Origin of the sequence: Microbulbifer thermotolerans (genome assembly GCF_900112305.1) — a bacterium.
GTDB classification, from domain to species: domain Bacteria; phylum Pseudomonadota; class Gammaproteobacteria; order Pseudomonadales; family Cellvibrionaceae; genus Microbulbifer; species Microbulbifer thermotolerans.
On record NZ_FOKT01000002.1, the window covers coordinates 434,791 to 455,041 of the forward strand.

18 protein-coding genes are annotated in these 20,251 nt (G+C 56.5%); 4 read left to right on the forward strand and 14 right to left on the reverse strand.

Annotated elements, in window-relative coordinates; all coding sequences use genetic code 11:
- Positions 1-2 precede the first annotated feature (2 nt).
- Entirely contained in the window at positions 3-596 is a 594-nt protein-coding gene (locus tag BM155_RS04370; protein WP_067153686.1) for a LysE family translocator, read from the forward strand.
- Between the two features lie 267 nt (positions 597-863).
- On the forward strand, positions 864-1,316 hold the full coding sequence (locus tag BM155_RS04375) for a hypothetical protein (RefSeq protein ID WP_074901233.1): 453 nt from the start codon (positions 864-866) through the stop codon (positions 1,314-1,316).
- A 65-nt stretch (positions 1,317-1,381) separates the two neighbouring features.
- Here the strand turns inward: BM155_RS04375 and BM155_RS04380 are convergent, their stop codons facing one another.
- The 4 genes from BM155_RS04380 to BM155_RS04395 are packed head-to-tail and all read right to left on the reverse strand — an operon-like array spanning position 1,382 to position 5,473.
- Positions 1,382-2,206 carry an SDR family NAD(P)-dependent oxidoreductase gene (locus BM155_RS04380; RefSeq protein ID WP_067153690.1) on the reverse strand — a complete coding sequence of 275 codons (825 nt, stop codon included), beginning with the start codon at positions 2,204-2,206 and terminating at the stop codon, positions 1,382-1,384.
- Positions 2,203-3,183, reverse strand: coding sequence for an SDR family oxidoreductase (locus BM155_RS04385; RefSeq protein ID WP_231902338.1), 981 nt, complete (start codon positions 3,181-3,183; stop codon positions 2,203-2,205). Before BM155_RS04385 ends, BM155_RS04380 begins: the two co-directional genes overlap by 4 nt.
- Positions 3,184-3,185: 2 nt before the next feature.
- The gene (locus BM155_RS04390) at positions 3,186-4,118 is read right to left on the reverse strand and encodes a bile acid:sodium symporter family protein (protein ID WP_231902339.1); all 933 of its coding nucleotides are present in this window, start codon (positions 4,116-4,118) and stop codon (positions 3,186-3,188) included.
- The gene (locus BM155_RS04395; RefSeq protein WP_074901234.1) at positions 4,118-5,473 is read right to left on the reverse strand and encodes a flavin-containing monooxygenase; all 1,356 of its coding nucleotides are present in this window, start codon (positions 5,471-5,473) and stop codon (positions 4,118-4,120) included. Before BM155_RS04395 ends, BM155_RS04390 begins: the two co-directional genes overlap by 1 nt.
- Before the next feature lie 104 nt (positions 5,474-5,577).
- Between BM155_RS04395 and BM155_RS04400 the strand changes: the two genes are divergently transcribed.
- Positions 5,578-6,576, forward strand: a complete 999-nt coding sequence (locus tag BM155_RS04400; protein WP_074901236.1) for an AraC family transcriptional regulator — start codon at positions 5,578-5,580, stop codon at positions 6,574-6,576.
- A gap of 229 nt (positions 6,577-6,805) precedes the next feature.
- Here BM155_RS04400 and BM155_RS04405 read toward each other — a convergent pair whose 3' ends face one another.
- Positions 6,806-7,288 carry a hypothetical protein gene (locus BM155_RS04405; RefSeq protein ID WP_067153694.1) on the reverse strand — a complete coding sequence of 161 codons (483 nt, stop codon included), beginning with the start codon at positions 7,286-7,288 and terminating at the stop codon, positions 6,806-6,808.
- A 469-nt stretch (positions 7,289-7,757) separates the two neighbouring features.
- Here BM155_RS04405 and BM155_RS04410 point away from each other — a divergent pair, with 469 nt between their 5' ends.
- Positions 7,758-8,879 carry a M14 family metallopeptidase gene (locus tag BM155_RS04410; protein WP_067153696.1) on the forward strand — a complete coding sequence of 374 codons (1,122 nt, stop codon included), beginning with the start codon at positions 7,758-7,760 and terminating at the stop codon, positions 8,877-8,879.
- Between the two features lie 380 nt (positions 8,880-9,259).
- Here the strand turns inward: BM155_RS04410 and BM155_RS04415 are convergent, their stop codons facing one another.
- The 9 genes from BM155_RS04415 to ligA form a co-directional block, all read right to left on the reverse strand.
- The gene (locus BM155_RS04415; protein WP_067153698.1) at positions 9,260-10,897 is read right to left on the reverse strand and encodes an AMP-binding protein; all 1,638 of its coding nucleotides are present in this window, start codon (positions 10,895-10,897) and stop codon (positions 9,260-9,262) included.
- A gap of 293 nt (positions 10,898-11,190) precedes the next feature.
- Positions 11,191-11,526, reverse strand: coding sequence for an SCP2 sterol-binding domain-containing protein (locus tag BM155_RS04420; RefSeq protein ID WP_067153700.1), 336 nt, complete (start codon positions 11,524-11,526; stop codon positions 11,191-11,193).
- Positions 11,527-11,854: 328 nt separating this feature from the next.
- A complete protein-coding gene (locus tag BM155_RS04425; protein ID WP_067153702.1) occupies positions 11,855-13,648 on the reverse strand; it encodes an acyl-CoA dehydrogenase C-terminal domain-containing protein in 1,794 nt (597 codons plus the stop codon).
- Positions 13,649-13,805: 157 nt separating this feature from the next.
- A complete protein-coding gene (locus tag BM155_RS04430; protein WP_067153704.1) occupies positions 13,806-14,858 on the reverse strand; it encodes an AraC family transcriptional regulator in 1,053 nt (350 codons plus the stop codon).
- Positions 14,859-15,062, reverse strand: coding sequence for a hypothetical protein (locus BM155_RS04435; RefSeq protein WP_067153706.1), 204 nt, complete (start codon positions 15,060-15,062; stop codon positions 14,859-14,861).
- 291 nt (positions 15,063-15,353) lie between these two features.
- Positions 15,354-16,739 carry a class II fumarate hydratase gene (locus BM155_RS04440; protein WP_074901238.1) on the reverse strand — a complete coding sequence of 462 codons (1,386 nt, stop codon included), beginning with the start codon at positions 16,737-16,739 and terminating at the stop codon, positions 15,354-15,356.
- Positions 16,740-16,759: 20 nt separating this feature from the next.
- Complete coding sequence (locus BM155_RS04445; RefSeq protein ID WP_067153710.1) at positions 16,760-17,203, reverse strand: DUF4399 domain-containing protein; 444 nt, start codon at positions 17,201-17,203, stop codon at positions 16,760-16,762.
- Positions 17,204-17,301: 98 nt separating this feature from the next.
- On the reverse strand, positions 17,302-17,736 hold the full coding sequence (locus BM155_RS04450; RefSeq protein ID WP_067153712.1) for a hypothetical protein: 435 nt from the start codon (positions 17,734-17,736) through the stop codon (positions 17,302-17,304).
- A gap of 466 nt (positions 17,737-18,202) precedes the next feature.
- Positions 18,203-20,242, reverse strand: a complete 2,040-nt coding sequence (gene ligA, locus BM155_RS04455; protein ID WP_074901240.1) for an NAD-dependent DNA ligase LigA — start codon at positions 20,240-20,242, stop codon at positions 18,203-18,205.
- Between the last annotated feature and the right edge of the window lie 9 nt (positions 20,243-20,251).

Sequence of the window (20,251 nt, forward strand, 5' to 3'; positions counted from 1 at the left end):
CCGTGTTAGAGTCCTTGCTCCCCATAGCGCTATTCACTTTCTCCACGAGCATTACACCGGGCCCCAACAACCTGATGATAATGTCATCCGGCCTGAACCACGGTGTAAGCCGCTCGCTACCCCATCTGCTCGGCATCTGCCTCGGCTTTCCAGCGATGATCATCGCCATAGGACTCGGGCTGGGTACGGTTTTTACGCGGTTCCCGTTGCTACACGAAGTCATTCGCTGGTTGGGAATCGCCTATCTGCTCTACCTGGCGTGGAGCATCGCCAATACCCGGAAAGTGGGCAGCGCCGGCAACAGCAGGCCCTTTTCCTTTCTTCAGGCTGCAGCCTTTCAATGGGTAAACCCCAAGGGTTGGATTATGGCTATCGGTGCGCTGGCGGCTTTCACCGACAGTGGCAGTGAAATGTGGCTGGAGGTCGCGCGCATCGCATTGACCTTTTTCGCCGTAGGCAGCCCCTGCATCATTGTCTGGATGCTGTTTGGCGTTGGCCTGCAACGGGTTCTGACCGAGCCGCGGAACCTGCGCCGGTTCAATCTCGCAATGGGGATGTTGCTAGCGGCGAGTATCATACCCATTGCATTTGAATAGACTCAGGGCCTGCGCGCGGGAGATCTTGAAGGCACGGATTTATAGAAACTTGTGCCTTTTCCAGTCTTGAATTTTTGTCCCCGTTTCCTATATCGAAAGACGTGGATGGCCCATGTCCGATGGCACAGATTTTCCGCAGTAAGGGTGTATATCCCCACGAATGGGTGGATCATGGCACGCATCGGAGCAGCCACACCACAGCGATTCATATCATCTTGAAAACCTACCGGGAAAAGAGGAATACAGTGTAGTTTTCTGGAGGATTTTATGGAAATCTGCCGAGCTATTTCATTTATTTTCTGTCTCTTGACCGCACCCGCCACCGGAGCGCAAACACCCGAAATCCAGCACCAGGGAAAACTGCGCTACGTGTCTGGCGGCATCGGGATAAACGAGCGGCGCGAACTGGAAAAACTCGCGGCGGACTTCGATATCAAAGTGATACTCAGCACCGACACCGGGCATTTTCTCGGGGGTGGACAAATCAAAGTCAGGGATGCGACGGGTGCGCTGCTGCTGAACACTACTAGCAATGGCCCCATCTTCCTGCTCGATGTTCCTAAAGGCGCCTACGTCATCGAAGCAATGATCGGAGACAGGGCGCAGGCCATGCGCTTCGAAACCAGTGACACGTCCAACCCTCAATCAGCCTACCTGACCTGGCGTATTGACGAACCCTACCGTCACTACTCTGACCCGGCCGCCAACGCGGCCCTCTGAAATGGCCCGCACTGAGCTACTGGGTGTCATCGGGGACTATTGGTGTGGCGGCAACGGCTGCCGCCTCATTTACACCCGGTCCCCCGAGCCACATCCAGCTCCACGCGAAAACGCTTCACCATCTGTTTCATAAACAAACGCGGGAAGAATTTGTACAGATAAGCGCCCAGCAGGGTTCTATCGCGGGGGAACAGACGCTCCCGCCCCTGCTCGAGCGCAGTGACAATCTTTTCTGCCATCCATTCGGCACTACGCACGCGGCCGACAGTGCTCTGTTTGTGACGCGCGCGTCCGCCGTCCCCAGACAGCGCATTGCGCTCGATATTGGTGGCCACAAAGCTGGGATAGACCATCAATACCTTGATCCCCAAATCGCGCACTTCCTCACGGAAGGTCTCAAAATATTGGTGCAAAGCGCTTTTGGCCGCACAGTAACCGGCCCGCCCCAACACCGGCATCCAACCCGCCATGGAGCTGATATTTACGATGCAACCCTCGGCTGCGCGTAATTCCTCCAGCAGTCCCTGCGCCAGCTCAACCGGTGCGTGATAGTCCACAGCCATCACCCGGCGGATTACTGCATTGCTGGTTTGCGTTGACAAGCTGCGGTGAGTGATACCCGCGTTATTCACCAACAGGCCAAGCCGCTGGTATCTGGCCCGCAGCTGCTTTACCAGTTCCGCCACGGCGTGCTCGCAGGACAAATCCGCCACAAAGCACTCCGCCGAGATTCTGCGCTGATGCAGCTCCCTTACCCGCTCCTCGAGAGCCTCAACACTGATATCCACCAGTGCAAAGCGGGACCGTCCACGGGCTACCAGCGCTTCAACGATGGCCCACCCCAGGCCACCGGCCGCCCCCGTAACAACAACAACGTCTCCTCCTTTCATGTCCCGCTCCCAACCTCATCTCCCCAAGGCTCAATACCAAGTGCCTCGCGGGCGAAATAGACAAAGGCCTGGCGGGAGCTTTTTTGCGGAACAAATCCCAGCTCTTCTTTCAATCGGCGGTTTGAAAGCACCGGTCGGTATTGCAAAAAAATCACTTGCCCGGGTTGTTTGTCGGTCAAATGCAGAAAATAGCCGATCCCCAATATCAGCTTTACCAGCCAGACTGGCGGCCTACGCAGCGGTTTTTTGAGTAACCGGGCAATCTCCTCCGGCGTCAGAGCACCGTCACCGGCCAGATTGTAAATACCGCTGGCGGAGCGCCGCACACCGAACTCTATCGCCCGAATTACATCCTGGTCCCAGACGAAAACAAAAGGCGAATTATGGCCACCCGGATCGAGGACCGACCCACCGGAAAACAGTTCACCAATCTTATTCTTTGTGGCAGCGCCAACAATGGAGCAGGGGCGGAAAATCAACTGCTTTAGGCGTGGGTGCTTTTCTCTGTAGACCACCAGCATCTCTTCCACTCGGCGTTTATTATCCGAATACCCGAACTCCGGGTTACCGCGCAATGGGTGCTGTTCATCCAGCCATTCAGGGTTATCCGGGTAATAGCCGTAGGCGGCACCACTACTGGCCACGGTGATATGTTCAACCCCGGCATAGAGGCAGGCCTTGAGCAGATTTTCCGTACCTTCGACATCGATGCGATATTCGGCCTCCCTGTCCCGCCCTGCGGCCATCACCGAGGCAAGATGAACCACGTGGGTAATAGATTCCGCCCGCAACAATTCGCCCAAGGCCGGATCACAGATATCCAGGGTGAATATCGGAAAGGGGGCGGGCCGGGTGCGAATATCCACACCGACCACCGGCATTTCTTGCACCAGAAGCGCTCCCAACTGGTGCCCTATGTAGCCAGCGGCACCAGTAATCAAAACCCTCTTTCCCGTCATAATGTTGTCGCTGTTCAAGGTTACAGATCCTGCTGCGGTGCGCTTTTTGGTGCCCACCTTTGATTTTGGACATTCCATAGTCCGGCCAGGCTCAAACCGGATACCAAATGCCATACGCCCCAAAAACCCGCCACCACCAACATGGGGCCTGCGGAAGGATAAAAAGTAAAAAGTATCGCCAAGGCCAGCCCTGAATTCTGAATCCCTACCTCCATGGTTACCGCCCGTCGGTCGCCCAACGGCAGGCGCATCACGCGGCCACTGAGGTCGCCGATCAAAAATGCCAATGCATTGTGTGCGACGACCAACAGCAACACCGAACCGGCCACCTGTACCGCTGTCTGCCAGTGCCTGCTGATGGAAACGGCTACAAAAAGAAGGAAAACAAGCAGCGACCCGGCCCGGAAAATGCGTTCACTGCGTCGTGCAAAGCGTGGAAAACGCGCCCCCGTAATCATCCCGAAAAGCATCGGCAGTGCCAGTACCGCCACAACCAATAAGATCATATTGTCTGCGGGTAGTGTGATGGCCTGCAGCCGTTCCCTTGTATAGGGATTTAAACTGCCGTAAAGCGCAAAGTTTAGGGGGGTCAACAACACGGCGGCCACACTGGAAACCGCAGTCATGCTGACAGAAGTAGCGACGTTGGCGCGCCCTATCCATGTCATGACATTAGAGAAAGTGCCACCGGGACAACACGAGACCAGTATCATGCCCAACGCCAAATCTGGATCTATCCGCAGCCACCAGGTCACCAGGCAGGTCGCGCCCGGCAGCAACAGGAACTGGGCCACCAGTCCGGTAGCCGGAGCCAGCGGCCGGCGTAAAACCTCCGCGAAGTCCCCGGGCCGCAGTCCCAGGGATACGCCAAACATCATAAACGCCAACACCGCATTTAATAGCAGCAGCGCCGCCGGAGACATCTGAAAACTACTGGCAAGATTTTGGTCCACTAGATAGCCTCTGCGTTGCCGGTAAACGCATCAGTATCCTCAGTTTGCAAATCCCGCTGCAAGTCTGCTGTGTGACTGCGCAGTGCCTTCAGATAGGTGTCCTTATGTACGTAATAAGCCATGCGCTCGAGATCCAGATAGTTCACGCCACCATCAGTGCGCTGCGCTGCCCGTTCGCGTTTGATTGCCTTAAAGCGCCGTGCGGACTCCGCCCCCAGGGACAACTGGCGGATATAAAGAGCCACCAGCTGCGCCTGCTCATTGCGCCCTTCCCAACCTAAACCAACCGCCTCCACCATTCCCATCAGGAACAGATTGTCATACTCCGGGTGAAAGACATTGAGATACAACCGGGGCGCGTAGCCAACCCAGTTCAAAAGGTCCTGGTCAATAAACGGATAGTGCAACTTGTAACCGGTGGCGAGCAGGATCATGTCGTATTCCCCGCTGTCGCCACCCTTGAAAGTCACCTTATGGCCATCGATGGAAGCAATATCCCCCCGCGGGTGGATATCGCCGTGGCCAATATGATGCAGAATCAGCGAATTGATCACCGGGTGAGACTCGAACATCTTGTAGTCCGGCTCGGGCAAGCCGTACTGGCTGGGGCGGCCCAGCATCAAACGGGACAAGGCCACACTGATGCGCTGCTGGATAAAGCGCGGCAATTTGATTCTGCCACCCACTGCATCGGTGGGAACGCCGCCGATAAACTTGGGCAAAAAGTAATAACCGCGGCGCAGGCTGATATCCACGCTCTTCGCCCGGTGCACGGCGTCCACGGCAATATCCGCACCGCTGTTGCCGCAGCCCACCAAAAGCACCCGCTTGCCGTCGAAGATTACCGGGTCACGATACGCGGACGAGTGCAGTACTTCACCGGCAAAATCCCCCGGCAGTTTGGGAATATTCGGATGGTGCAGTGTGCCGTTGGCGATCAAGAGACCACCGAAAACCCGTGTTTGCTCCCTCCCCTTGCCATCCCCACTGACGATGCGGGTGGTGATGCGCCAGTCATTGCCATCACGCTCGCAACGTACTACTTCGGTGTTAAATTCGTAACGCTCGTAGAGGCCAAAGGCTTTCGCATAGGCCCGGAAATAATCCCGCAACTCACTGTGGTGGGGAAACTGGGCCACATGATCCGGTAGGGGGAACTCGGCGAACTCCGTCATTTTCTTTGACGAAATCAGGTGCGCAGACTCGTACATGGTACTGGTGGGACTGTCGATATCCCACAGCCCCCCCACATCATTGTGAATTTCAAAGCCGATACAGGGAATGCCGTACTTCATCAGATTGCGCACCGTACACAGCCCCATGGGCCCGGCGCCGATCACCGCGTAGGGTTTCATTGTTATTCTCGCTTTCGTTCGCTGCGTCGATTGCAATATACCGTGACAACTCCCAGACAGATCGTCATAATCGGGCGATCATTGGTTAATTCCGGACGCCAGCGATGAAAGCAGCGGACTGCAGAAGTGTCACTCTGAGCTATACACGGGCAATTACAGCAGCTTTAAACAGTCTGGAACTGGAAATCCCTTCTGTCGCCAAAGAGATTTTGTCCGGGATAGACGAAAATCAGAGAGTGCCGATGGGACTCCAGGAACAACTATGGCTGGCCCTGGCCGAGGCACACCCGGATCCCTTATTGGGCGTCAAGTTAGGCACAGCTATGCACAGCAGCCAGATGGGCTTGGTGGGTTATCTGCTGATGACTCAAAAAACCCTCGGTGCCGCCATAGATCAATTGCTGATCTATCACCCACTGGTCGGCGAAGGCGGCCGCTTCGAACTGCGCCGCGGCGCCCATCACGCGGATCTCTGCTACCTGCCCAATTATTTGCGCTGTGCGCAACTGCGGGTTGAAACCGTGCTGTCCGCGTGCCTGAGCCAAACCTGCAGTATGACGGGAGCCCCTTTCCACGCCCAGGCCCTGCTGCTAGCCTATCCGGCGCCCTCCCTGGCTATTCAACAGAGGTACCAACAGCTGCTCAACACGCCAGTGCAATTCAACGCACCGGTATCCGCGATCCGCTTTCGCCCCCAAGATCTGGATATTCCACTGGTGGCCGCCGATCACCAGGTGATGGCGCGACTTAAACCTGAAGCCGACGCCCTTTTGCGCGCCCTAACCAACAAGAGTCTGCAACTGCAGGTCGCGCACCTTTTGCAGCAGGAACCCCAGCTGACACGCGAGCAAGTGGCCAGTCAATTGTGTATCAGCCCTCGCCACCTAGGGCGCAAGTTACAGGAGGAAAACGCCAGTTTCCGGGCAATTCAAGACGAGGTACGCAGCCACTACGCGCGCCAGTGGCTGCGCCGCGGTGATAAGAACAATGCGGAAATTGCCGCCGCTCTGGGTTACTGCGACGAAAGCGCCTTCGGCAAGGCTTTCCGCCGCTGGACCGGCCTTTCTCCCAAGGCCTACAAACGCGCAGAGACCTCCGACTGATTGCGCAAGACCTCTGGGTGCATGGACCAAGAATACTCCTGCGCAGACAACGGAGACCTTTTGATGCGATTTCAAGCGGTCTGGCCAATCGAATAAGCACCCGGGAACCACAGTGGCACTGCGTGAATCAATGCCTCCACGGGCCTTCGGGGTGCTGTGCATCCGGATAAGAAATGCACTTAGCCGCAAGCCTACAGCGACCCCAATTTAACGCACAAAGTGATATCGCCTAGCGCGCCGCCATCTGCTCAGTCATTGCCGTGCGTAGCGCCGCCAGATTTTCCAACCACACAATATCATTCATCACTACGTGGCGGCCGGTCGCGGTAGAGAGCGCTTCACCCAGACGTTGCAATCCTTCACCCTCGCCCGCCAAGCTGTCGAGCGGTATTTCCAGCCAGACCTGTCCATTTTGATCTATCACTTCACGCACCTCGCCGTCATCCAAGTGGCTAAGGTGACGGTCAATGGCAGAAGAGCCACCGGGAGGAAGATAGATAGTCCCGTTGGTAAAATCGACTGCAAAAGCCACCACACCCGGCAGAACCCCAAACAGGAGCCCCGCAGCATCCAAAATGACAACCACCGGGTCCACACGACCACCTTGCTGCCCCTTACGCTCCGGGTAGAGGAAATAGCCGCAGGCAGTGAGGTTCATCATCAGCACCAACAGGCTGCTGATAACGACTCCACGTTTGATACTTCTTTTCATGGCCTTTCTCTTTTTGCTGTACAAAACAAGAGCGGTTAGCTTAACTAAAGCCTGCCTGGTCCGGAAGTGGCGCCGGCTGCCACCTTTGCGGCCTGGATCGCAAAAGATGACAAAATTTCCTGCCATCCGCCGTAATAGTTAACCAAAACCGCGCCAACCTGGTGGAAACCCGCCTATGCCCGCCTCGAATCTGCCTAAACTTTGATCAGCGCCAGCTGCGAGTCAAGGGATGAAGTAAACGATTTCTGATGGTGCCGGTTTCTGCACCTGTGATCAGGCCAGGCAGTCAGCAGTCGCCACGGGTCCATCACCGGAAATTTTTCAGGGAGCAGTAATCGCAGCGGGTGCCGCCAAGGAGTGGCAAAGGCACGGTGCCGATTCCGGTACCGTGCCTTTTTATTTGCCCGCGACTTTTACCCCGCTTACATCCTCTGTATCCTGGCCGCGAAAAAGCAACTGGAGCAGATATATGTACATCACCAGCGATTTTGACAGCGGCAATATAGAAGTGATCAATGCCGAGAGCAGCCCGGTGCAGCTGGCTATCCGAAAAGACAATAACTCAGACTTCTACCAGTGGTTCCATTTCCGCCTGGAGGGCGAGGCCGGCAACAGCTATCCCCTGCGCATCGTTAACGCGGGGAAATCAGCCTACCCTGAAGGCTGGGAGAACTACCGTGTCTGCGCCTCTTACGACCGCCACAACTGGTTCCGAATCCCTGCCGAATACAACGGCGAGTCCCTCGACTTCACGGTGGATCTGGATCGGCCGGCCATCTACCTGGCCTATTTCGCCCCCTTTTCCTGGGAGCGTCATTTGGACCTGCTGGCCTGGGCCCAGCTCGATGACCGGGTACAACTGGAAACCCTCGGCAAAACTCTGGACGGCCGCGACATGAGTCTGCTGACCGTGGGCGACGCGAAAACAGCAAAACACCGTGTGTGGATGATTGCCCGCCAACATCCCGGTGAAACGATGGCGGAATGGTTTGTAGAGGGCTTTTTGGAAGCGCTACTGGACGATGCCAATGCATCGGCACAGGCATTGCTCAGAGACACCGTCTTCTACATAGTGCCAAATATGAACCCAGACGGCAGCGTGCGCGGCCACCTGCGCACCAACGCCGCTGGCGCCAACCTGAATCGCGAGTGGCAAGACCCGAGTATGGAACGCAGCCCGGAAGTTTACCTGGTACGGGAAAAAATGCTGGCAGTCGGTGGTGATCTCTTCCTCGATATCCATGGCGACGAGGCCCTACCCTTCAATTTTGTGGCGGCCTGTGAGGGCATTCCCGGCTATGATGAGCGCCATGCCATGTTAGAGGAAACTTTCAAACGCGCCTTTGTCGCCGCCAGTCCCGACTTCCAGACCGAGCGCGGTTATGGAACGAGCAACCCCGGCTGTGCCAACATGACGGTCGCCACCAACTGGCTCGGCCACCAATTCCGCACCCTAGCCCTGACACTGGAAATGCCGTTCAAAGATAACGATAACCTGCCCGACCCGGTCGAGGGATGGTCTCCAGCTCGCTGCAAGCAGCTCGCAAGGGACATCTTTTTCCCAATTCGCGAAACATTGAAAGTTCTCTAAGAAGTCTCTAATTAACTCACTTCCTGGCAAACTGCCAAGCGAGATGAGATAGACATTTCGAAGCCGTCGGATATAGGGATACATCCACCGTTGCTGCAGGGACGCACTCCCGCGTTTTATCAATGCCTACCCGATTGCCTGAGCGCCGCAAATCCAACCACACCGAATTGGAAAGCTGGTAACCATTGACACTCTGCTCGCTTAAAAGCAGCAACAAAAAGCCCCGCTCAATAGCGGGGCTTTTTGTTAAGGAGCCTCAGAAAAATCGCGTGACTACAGTGACAAGTTCCAGGGCACTTAGGCGATGAGCCTGTCCCCTGAACTCGATGCCTCTTTAGCGTCGCAAAGCGACTTCATCTGTGGCTCCTTTAGAAGAAAAATCAAACACTTACGGCAGCTTCAATTTTCTTCAGCTCCTCATCGCGTAATTCCCGACGCAAAATCTTGCCGACATTGGTTTTCGGCAAGTCTTCTCGAAACTCCACCTGTTTCGGCACCTTGTACGCCGTCATATTTTCGCGGCAGAAAGCGATCACTTCCTCCTCACTCAGAGAGGCGTCCGCCTTGACGACAAAGAGTTTAACCACTTCACCACTCTTGTCATGCGGAACACCAATGGCGGCAACTTCGGCCACTTTGGGGTGCGTGCTGACCACATCTTCGACTTCGTTGGGATAAACATTAAAACCGGAAACAATAATCATGTCTTTTTTACGGTCGACGATCTTAATGTATCCGTCATCCTGAATGACCGCCATGTCCCCGGTGCGCAACCAGCCTTCGCTGTCGAGCACTTCGGCCGTGGCTTCCGGGCGCTGCCAGTAACCTTTCATTACCTGCGGACCGCGCACACAGAGTTCTCCAGGGGAGTTGTTCGGCAGGTCGTTGCCATTTTCATCGACCACTTTGACTTCAGTACCAGGCACGGGTACACCGACAGTGCCCAGCTGGACAGCTTCAGTGGGATTGAAGGACACAACGGGAGAGGTTTCGGTCATGCCATAGCCTTCCAGCACCACGCAACCGGTCATCTCCTCCCAGCGCTTGGCAGTGTCGCGAGTCAATGCCATCCCGCCAGAGCAAGTGGTGTGCAACTTACTGAAATCCAACTCAGCAAATTGTGGGTTGCGCATCAGGCCGTTGAACAGAGTGTTCAAGCCGCAAAAGCCGGTAAACCGCTTACCCTTTAGTGACTTGACAAAGCCCGGGATATCGCGCGGGTTCGGAATCAACAGAGAGTGGTTGCCGGTTGCGAAGAGGCACATGCAATGAATAGTGAAGGCGTAAATGTGGTACAGCGGCAGCGGTGCCACGTAGAACTCCTCGCCCTCTTTCATAGAGTCCCCCAACGCCTCGCGCACCTGCTCCATATTGGCCACCAGGTTGCGATTGGTGAGCATCGCGCCCTTGGCCACGCCTGTGGTGCCGCCCGTGTACTGCAACACGGCGACTTCCTCCGGCGCACGCTGTACATCTTGATGTGGCAGTTTGGCACCGAGAGACATGGCTTCGCGAAAGCTGATTTGGTTGTCGAAGGAAAAGTCAGGCACCATCTTTTTGATGTATTTGGCCACGCCATTAATCAAGGTGCGCTTGAGGGGGCTGTGCAGGTCAGCAATCTCGGTCACTATCACCTTTTCCACCGAGGTTTCCGACACAACCGCAGAGGCGGTATCAGCGATGTTTGCCAACACCACCATCGCTTTGGCGCCAGAGTCGTTCAACTGATGCTTGAGCTCACGCTGGGTATAGAGCGGGTTGGTATTGACCAAAACCAAACCCGCGCGCAGAGCACCGAATACCACTACTGGGTACTGCAGTACGTTGGGCAGCTGTACCGCAATGCGATCTCCGGGCTCCAGGTTCGTGTGGTTCTGCAGGTAGGATGCGAACTGCGCACTGAGTCTGTCGATATCACCGATAGAGAGTGTGTGTCCGAGGCAGGTGAAGGCTGGCCTGTCACTGTACTTGCTCCAGGCACCTTTAAATACGTCAAGTATGCTGCGGTCGATGTCCAACTGTCTTCTCCCAGTCCTATTTGTTGTCTTTGGCCTGCATTGTTACAAGCCTCCCGCTGCTGCGACATCAAAGTACGCGAGGCTGGTTTTCGTCAGTTCTGAGCGAAGTACCGCAGTTTGCGCGCATTTTGGCTGTCGCACTAGCCGACCATGCCGCTCTAAAGCCACCTCACTATGGATCCCTGTGGGAAATGCGGACTTGCCCACATCTTCCGTTTTTATAGACGAAAACTGCCAGCTAGCGGGAATATGCAGGCGTATATTTATTGTTCGCAGTGTTATTTATTACTCCGTCAGTGCTCCGCGGGAAAAAGATCTGCCAGTGAAGCGGCCAGTTCCCGGTTACCGGAATAGCGGATGTCGCCCAACAAAAAGGCGTGGCGTGCACTTAAACGACCTTCCCATATAGCACTCAGAGTGCCTTTTGCCATTTCCAGGGTCAACGCGGGGTTTTGCGTGTGCCCGAAGTGAGACACCACTTGATGCGATTTTCCCCCGCCATCGCCGGATTTAGGTGACATCTCGAGAAAAAAATCACTCGCATCCGGAAGCCGAAACTGTACCCGAGCAAGTGGGTACAAACAAGCCAAGTGCTTCAAACGGGCGATTATATGATCCGGCAGCTGCATGGGCAGTGGACTCCAGAAAGTACTTGTTTTTCGGTTTTCGCCCCGGGGCGGCCCCTGGCTGCGAGCCTTGTCAATGCTGAAAGGCCCAGTTTAGCCTTTCACTTCCCCGCCTCAACAGACCCCCACTGTTTTGGCATCGCTAAAAGTCCACGCTCCTTTGCCCCGCGGCGATATTTCATCGCTGCCCCGCAGTCGGGAGTCCCACTAGCAAGTTGCACAGCCGTCACTGGCAACCCGAGCAATGGCACTTATAGCAATAAGCATCATGGGTGGCACAACACACAATAAAAAAACCGCCGGTGCGGCGGTTTTTTTACCCCGAGCGAGATTAAAAGGCGAAATGCTCAGCATCCAACGCCATCAGATTATCGGCCCCACTCAGAATTGCCGCGGCATGACTGCTGGTACGGGGGAGTATCCGGTCATAATAGAAACGCGCAGTAGCCAGCTTGGCACGGTAGAAATCCGCTTCACCTGCGCCCTCACCCAATTTCTCATTGGCCACCTTGGCGGCTCGGGCCCAGAGGTAAGCTTGCACGACATATCCTGAGAACATCAGGTAGTCAACGGAAGCCGCGCCCACTTCATCCGGATTTTCCATCGCCTTGGCACCCACCTGAAGCGTCAGATCACCCCACTGCTTGTTCAGTTCCTGCAGCTTGGTAACAAACGGTGCCAGCGCTTCATTGTCTATCTCCGCCTGACAGAATTTGTGCACAATCTTGGTGAATTTACGCAGCAACTCTCCCTGACTCATCAGCACCTTACGGCCCAGAAGGTCCAGGGCCTGAACACCGGTGGTGCCCTCATAAATGGTGGAGATGCGCGCATCCCGCACATTTTGCTCCATACCCCACTCAGCGATATAACCGTGGCCGCCAAAACACTGCAGGCCGAGGTTGGCGGATTCAAAACCGGTCTCTGTCAGGAAAGCCTTGGCAATCGGTGTCAGGAAGGCGAGCAGGTCATCAGCTTCCTTCTTATCTTCCTCGCTGCCTTTGTGCAGACGATCCACTTGTTGCGCACACAGTAGGGTCAGCATACGGCCACCCTCAGCAAAGGCTTTTTGGGTCAGCAGCATACGGCGCACATCGGGGTGTACGATGATCGGATCGGCGGGGCCATCGGGGTTTTTCGGGCCGGACAGGGAGCGCATCTGCAGGCGCTCTTTCGCGTACGCGAGCGATTTTTGGAAGCCGGCCTCGGCATGCGCCAGCCCCTGCAGGGCGGTACCCAGGCGCGCAGTGTTCATGAAGGTGAACATGCAGTTAAGCCCCTTATTGGGCGGGCCGATTAGGAATCCCTTGGCACCGTCGAAGTTCAGCACCGCAGTAGCGTTGCCGTGAATACCCATTTTGTGCTCGAGAGAGCCACAAACCACAGCGTTGCGCTCGCCGACAGAGCCATCTGCCTGGGGCAGGAATTTAGGTACGATAAACAGGGAAATCCCTTTAGTGCCAGCCGGTGCGTCAGGCAGGCGCGCGAGCACGATGTGCACAATGTTTTCGGCCATATCGTGCTCACCGGCAGAGATAAAGATCTTGGTGCCAGTGATGGAATAGGAGCCATCGTCATTAGGCTCGGCCTTGGTGCGCAATATGCCCAGGTCGGTGCCGCAGTGAGGCTCGGTGAGGCACATTGTGCCAGTCCAGCTTCCCTCCACCAGCTTGGTCAGATAAATGCTCTTCTGCTCTTCGGTACCGTGCGCCTCAAGGGTATTCATGGCACCGTGAGACAGGCCGGGATACATACCCCAGGACCAGTTGGCAGTACCGACCATTTCGCTCATCACCGTGCCCAGCGACGGCGGGAGCCCCTGCCCCCCGTAAGCCGGATCATGCGCCAGGGAGGGCCAGCCGGCCTCGACAAACTGCTGGTAAGCCTCTTTGAAGCCCTCCGGGGTAGTGACTTCGCCGTCTTTCCAGGTGCAGCCCTGCTGGTCACCGACTTGGTTCAGCGGCGCCAGCACGTTCTCACAGAATTTGGCGCCCTCTTCCAGGATGGCGTCTACCAGATCCGGAGTGGCCTCCTCATAGCCCAGGGACGCATAGTGATTGTCCCAGTCCAGCAACTCGCGCATGGCGAAACGCATATCGCGCAGTGGAATCTTGATATCGGTCATCCTGCTACCCTCAATTCACCGTTGTATGTCCACCGCCCGGACAAAACCGGGCAGTCGGATTTGTGACTCATATTTACATTTTGTTCATCATAGTGGCAAGCCAAGGCCGGCCTCTATGGCGAAATCCGTCCAAAGCAGTGACAAATCTGGGCAGGCGTCAGGCACCCTTGCGGCTGCGGTATTCGCCGGGAGTGATACCGGTCCACTTCTTAAAGGCCCGGAAAAAGGCACTGGACTCGTCGAAGCCCAGCATTTCGGCAATCTGGGCGTTGGACAGGTCCGGACAGCTCAGATAGTGAAAAGCGGCCTCCATGCGACACTCATCCTTGAGCTTCTGATAGGACGTGCCCTCCTGCTGCAGGCGCCGTCGCAGGGTGGTGACTGACATGTTCAACCGCTCGGCCACGGCCTCTGCGGCCGGCATGGATTCACTGACATCCCTGTTGAGAATCGTTTTCACCTTTGTTTTGATGCTGTTCGCACTGCCATCGCTGATGACCAAGTGATAGGGGGCGGTGCGGATGAAATCCTCAACCGTTTGCGGATTTTGCACCACAGGGTAATCCAGGTAGCGGCTATCGTATTCCAGGGCGTTAACCGGCTGCTCAAACAAGAGTTCTTCAGCCTCGCTCTGGGCGAGCGTGCGGAACTCCTCGGGACAGGGAAAGGAAAAATGCAATTTTGACAGCGGTATTTCGCGCCCCACCAGCCAGCAGTAGAAGCGATGCCAAACCGCAAGCGTGGTGCGAATTACCCCCGGGTCCGTCTCGGCGATCAACTGCTCGAACTCACCAGCAGCCAGAGAGCTGATCCCTTGGATGACCACCCTTTCCCGGCCACCTGGCGCAGGTTCAATAGCGGGCTTTACCTTAAACCCGCGGCAAATCTCCATAAACTCTGCGGATAGAGTAATAGCTTGGCGCACGGTCGCACAGTTGACCACCGTTAAACACAGTAGGCGGAAAGACCCGGAGCGCACGCGGCCGCCGCTCAGCATGCCGAACCACTCGTCCTGCGCCAACCACATCACCCGCTGGTACAAGCGGCCGTATTTCAATGCGGAAAAGGCCGCAACTCCCGTCAGCTCCTCCTCCTCGATACCCACCGAGGAGAGCAACTCACGGCGGTCACAGCCGCGGCGCTGCGCTTCTTCCAGCAACCGCTCCAGGTAGGTTATGGGAATGCGGATGTCCTCTTCAGACACTGCCATTTATTTTTTTCGCCTGCGCAACCAACTGAGCAACGCACCGCCCGCCAACGCGGCGGCGACAATTACCGCGAGAAAAACCAACAGTAGCACCAAGTAGGCGACAACGTCTTTGACCGGCAAATCCCAGCTCCAGATAGCCGCTGCAACGAAGGCAATACAAGCGAGCACACTGGTGATAAAGGAGCGGCGACTCTTTCTTGCCATGAGAACCTGTTCGGATTGTTCGTATTGTGTGGACAGTTGGTCGCACCGCCTGCGGCACTACCATTGTAATGTCGGTACGTGTTGCCGACACGGCGCCGAATCGTGAGGTATAGGCAAATTTCTGTCAACGCGTGGAGGTTCCCATGGCTAAGAGAATGCTGCAGCGGGAAGACCGGAGAACCGTCTGGCATCTGTTCAGGTGGCTCGAATACATGGCGGCGCTTATCGCCGCAATCATGATGGGGCTGGCCCTGCTTGCGTAGTTTCGGCAAGCGGCTGGTACGCGGCCGCCTATCCGATCAGCCCCCCCTGAGCCAAACGCACCGGATCCAGTAGTTTCCGGAGCGTCTCCTCGTCCAAATCCGTCATTTCCAGCGCGACATCGAGGATCGGCCGTCCACTGCGGTAGGCCTCCTTGGCAATTTCCGCCGCCCTGGCGTAGCCGATTACCGGGTTCAGCGCCGTCACCAGAATAGGGTTGCGAGAAAGCGCCTGTTCTATGCGTTCGCGGTTGACCGTGAATCCAGCGATCGCCCTGTCCGCCAAAATCCGCGCGGCGCTGCTCAGAAGGCGAATACTCTCAAGTAATGTATGCGCCACCAGTGGCAACATAACATTAAGCTGAAAATTGCCGCTCTGCCCCGCCAGTGCAATGGTCCCATCATTGCCGATCACCCGCGCCGCCACCATTGCCACAGACTCGGCGATCACGGGATTGACCTTGCCCGGCATAATGCTGCTGCCAGGCTGCAAGGCCTGCAGTTCGATCTCACCGAGGCCGGCAAGTGGACCGCTGTTCATCCAGCGCAGGTCATTGGCGATTTTCATCAGGGCGACCGCCAACACTTTTAACTGACCGGACAACTCAACCGCGGTGTCCTGACAGGCAATAGCGGCAAAGAGATTATCGGCGGGCCGGAATTGCTGACCGCAGTTGTTGCTCAACTTCTGCGCAAAGCGCTGGGCAAAGTCCGGGTGCGCATTGAGCCCTGTACCTATTGCTGTGCCGCCCTGGGCCAACTGCGCCAAGCGTGGCAATGTACCGCGAATGCGTTCACGGCAGGATTCCACCTGGGCCCCCCAGGCACCGATTTCCTGTGCCAGCGTCATAGGCACAGCGTCCATCAGATGGGTGCGGCCAGTCTTGACCACGTCTTCCAGTGCCGCCGCCTTCTCCCCCACAGCGGTGTGCAGATGACGCAAAGCCGGCAGCAGGTGGTCGCGCACCGCCAGCAGTGCAGACACGTGAATGGCGCTGGGAATCACGTCATTGCTACTCTGGCTCATATTGACGTGATCGTTGGGGTGAACAGCGAGGCCGCTGTCGCGAGCCGCGATCCGGGCCAGCACCTCGTTCACGTTCATATTGGAACTGGTACCGGAACCGGTCTGGTAGATATCGACGGGAAACTGAGAGTCGAAGTCTTCTTCCGTCAGGGAATCGCAGGCCGCCACGATAGCATCCGCTAACTGACCTTGTAACAACCCCAAGTCACTATTGGCCTGGGCGGCCGATTTTTTGATCAGCACGATGGCGCGGATGAAGTCTGTCGGCAGCCGGCTGCCGCTCACTGGAAAGTTTTCCAGCGCCCGCTGAGTTTGGGCACCGTACAAGGCGTCCTTGGGTACAAGCACTTCGCCCAGGCTGTCTTTCTCAGTGCGAAAACTGCCGGCCATGCGCGTTCCCAGGGTATCCCCTATTCGACGGTAACGGTGATTTTTTTCGAGATCACCAGCGGCTTGTGCGGAATGTGCAGATGATTGCCAAGCACCAGCTGCAGGGTGTGCTTACCCGGCGGCAGAGTGACCTCGGTTTCGGTCTGGCCGCCACCAAAATGAATAATGTTTTCCGACGCCGGCAGCGGCTTGGTCATATCCGGCAGTTCATCCACATCGATCAACAAATGGTGGTGACCGGTCTTTTCTCTGTCCACGCCCGCGGGCGCCACGCCCATTCCAGACAACCCAAATTTCACAGTAAAAGTTGTGCCGACCTTTTCACCGTCCTTGGGAGAGATAATGTAGACCTTGGCATCTGCCGGGGCCTCGGAGATCAGCTTCGCCGCCGCATCCTCACTGGCGTGCAGGAAGGGGGCAAACAACAGTGCACTGGTCAGAATCACAGACCGGTAGACATTCATAACAACTCCTTTCGTCAGTAATCAATATTCTGGAAAAGCCGCTGATGGGCGCAACTCGCGGTTATCTTAGCCAAACGGTGGGATAACCGGTAGCGCAGTCAGACGCTGACCCGTCCCTCCTGAGTCCACTCACAGCGCACCTGCATGCCACCGCAGCCCGGCTCATGGTAGAGGCCCGCAGCCTCCCAAGTAAACGAATGAATGCCGGACAGCTCCGTCTCCAAATGTACCGTGGCAGAAACCCAGTACATATTGCGCAGCAACTCCTCAAATTTCTGTATCCAAAGATTCCACTCGTATTCCACGGCCCGGTAGGAAGCGCCGAAGTGAATAACATCGGTTTGGTACTGGGACTTTTTCACTTTGATCGTGGGAATGGAAAACATATCCCGGCATAGGAAGGGCCACTCGTCCGCACTGGGCAACGCCAGCACCGCCGCGCGATTAACACGCCTGCGCTCGGCACCACCCGCGAGGCTGTTACTGTCTTTGATACAACCGTAGACAATAGATTCCTGATCGCCCTGAAGCACTTGAAACTATCCTTACAGCGGCGCTTTGGATAAAAATTATCCTGCGCGAATAAAACCTGGGCTCCACTTTAACGGCCAAGGGGAGAGAAAGCTACAACCGAAATCTCACCCGCAGAACAACACCTGCCGATCAGATAACGAGCACGGAGCACAGCCCGTGTACAGTATCCACCAGCGGCCTTCTGTGATTGCGGATTTGTGCGCCAAATCGAACCCTATAATCACACAAATGACCACTTCCTTTTTGTGTTATGCCCGCAACCAAGGAACCACTAATTAACTCTCTCCTTGACGGCAAAGATACATCGAAGCCAGAGAAGAAGCTCAGATGATGGGGTAACCGTCGGATACAGGGAAGCATCCAGCGGAGCCGCAGGGATGTACTCGTATATTTTCGAAACCTCGATCCGACTGCCTGGGCGCTTAAAACCAATTACAGCGCCCACGCGAATGCACCAGAGGGTCCCTAAATGGCGATGCCGCGGCCCCGCAACATGGCTAGGAATTCACCCTCATCCATCGTGGGGATATTCAGCTCCCGAGCTTTATTCAGCTTTGAACCGGCACCGGGGCCAGCGACGACTGTATCGGTGTTGGCGGAAACACTACCGGCCACCTTGGCACCGAGACGCTGGAGATGGTCCTTGGCTTCACTGCGCGACAGCGTTTCCAGCTTGCCAGTCAATACCCAGGTCTGGCCCGCAAGCGGCTGCGCCTCGCCGCCCTGTTCCACCGGTTCCCAAAAGATACCGGCTTGACGCAGCGCCTCAATTTCTTCCTGGGCGTGTGGCTGGCGGAAAAACTCGGCGACAAAGTGCGCCACCACCGGCCCTACATCCTCGACTTCTTGCAATTCCGCTTCATCGGCTTGCATCAGTGGGGCCAGATCGCCAAAGTGCTTGGCGAGGTTGCGCGCAGTGGCCTCCCCCACTTCGCGAATGCCCAGCGCGTAGAGAAATTTCGACAGGGTTGTGTGTTTGCTGCGCTCCAGGGCATCGAGCAGGTTCTGCGCTGATTTTTGCCCCATGCGCTCGAGCGCCACCAGCTGCTCGAATTGCAAGTGATACAGACCAGAAACAGAGTGCAACAACCCCTCATCCACCAGTTGCTCCACCAGCTTGTCTCCGAGTCCTTCGATATCCATCGCCTTGCGCGAAGCGAAGTGCTTGATCGCCTGTTTGCGCTGCGCGCTACAGATCAAACCACCGCTGCACCGCGCCACCGCCTCTCCGGGGGCGGACTCCACCGGCGAACCACAAACCGGGCAATGCGTTGGAAATACGATGGTACGCGCATCCCGCGGGCGTTTGCTCGCCACTACCGAGACCACCTGTGGGATTACGTCACCAGCTCGGCGGACTACGACTGTATCGCCGATTTTGACACCGAGGCGCTCAATTTCATCGCGATTGTGCAAGGTGGCATTAGATACTGTCACGCCGCCGACAAAGACCGGCTTCAAGCGTGCCACCGGTGTCACAGCGCCAGTGCGACCCACTTGAAACTCCACATCCAGCAGTTCGGTCATTTCCTCCTGAGCGGGAAATTTATAGGCCATAGCCCAGCGCGGTGCCCTGGCGACAAACCCCAGGCGCTGTTGCAGGGCGGTATCGTTCACCTTGAACACGATGCCGTCTATGTCGTAGGCCAACGCTTCGCGCTTCTCGCCGAGTTTGCGGTGATAGGAAATACATTCACCGATGTCCCTTGCCACCGACATTTCGCTATTGATGCGAAACCCCCAGCGACTGAGCTGCCGTAGAATTTCCGTATGCCGCTCAGGCAAGGCGGCGCCCTCTACCAGGCCGACACCGTAAACACAGAATTCGAGCGGACGCTGTGCAGTGATCCGCGAATCCAGCTGTCGCAGGCTGCCGGCGGCGGCATTGCGCGGATTGACGAAGAGCTTTTCTCCAGCCGCTGCCGCCTTTTTGTTCAATTCTGCAAAACCCGCTTTGGGCATGTAGATTTCTCCACGCACTTCGAGAACCGCGGGCGGATCGCCGCCCAGCAGGCGCAACGGCACCGAGCCAATGGTGCGCACATTACGGGTAATGTCCTCTCCTGTTGTGCCGTCCCCACGGGTTGCCGCGCGTTCGAGAAGACCACCGCGGTACAGAAGGCTAACGGCAATGCCGTCCAACTTGGGCTCACAGGCATATTCCACCGGTTCACTGCTATTCAGGCGTTCGCGCACACGGCGGTCGAACTCCCGCAACTCCTCATCACTGAACGCATTGTCCAGGGAGAGCATGGGCACCTCGTGGTGCACCTCCGCAAACGCTTTCAACGGCTCTGCGCCAACGCGCTGCGTGGGGGAATCCGGGGTGATCAGTTGCGGATACTCTTGCTCCAGGGCCTGTAGCTCGCGCAGGCGACGGTCGTATTCGGAATCCGGCAGTTCCGGGTTGTCGAGTACGTAGTACATGTGATTGGCGCGCTGGAGAATTTCGTGCAGCTCCTGGGCGCGCTGCTGTATTTCGCTGGGAATTTTTTTATCCGTCATTTTGGTGCT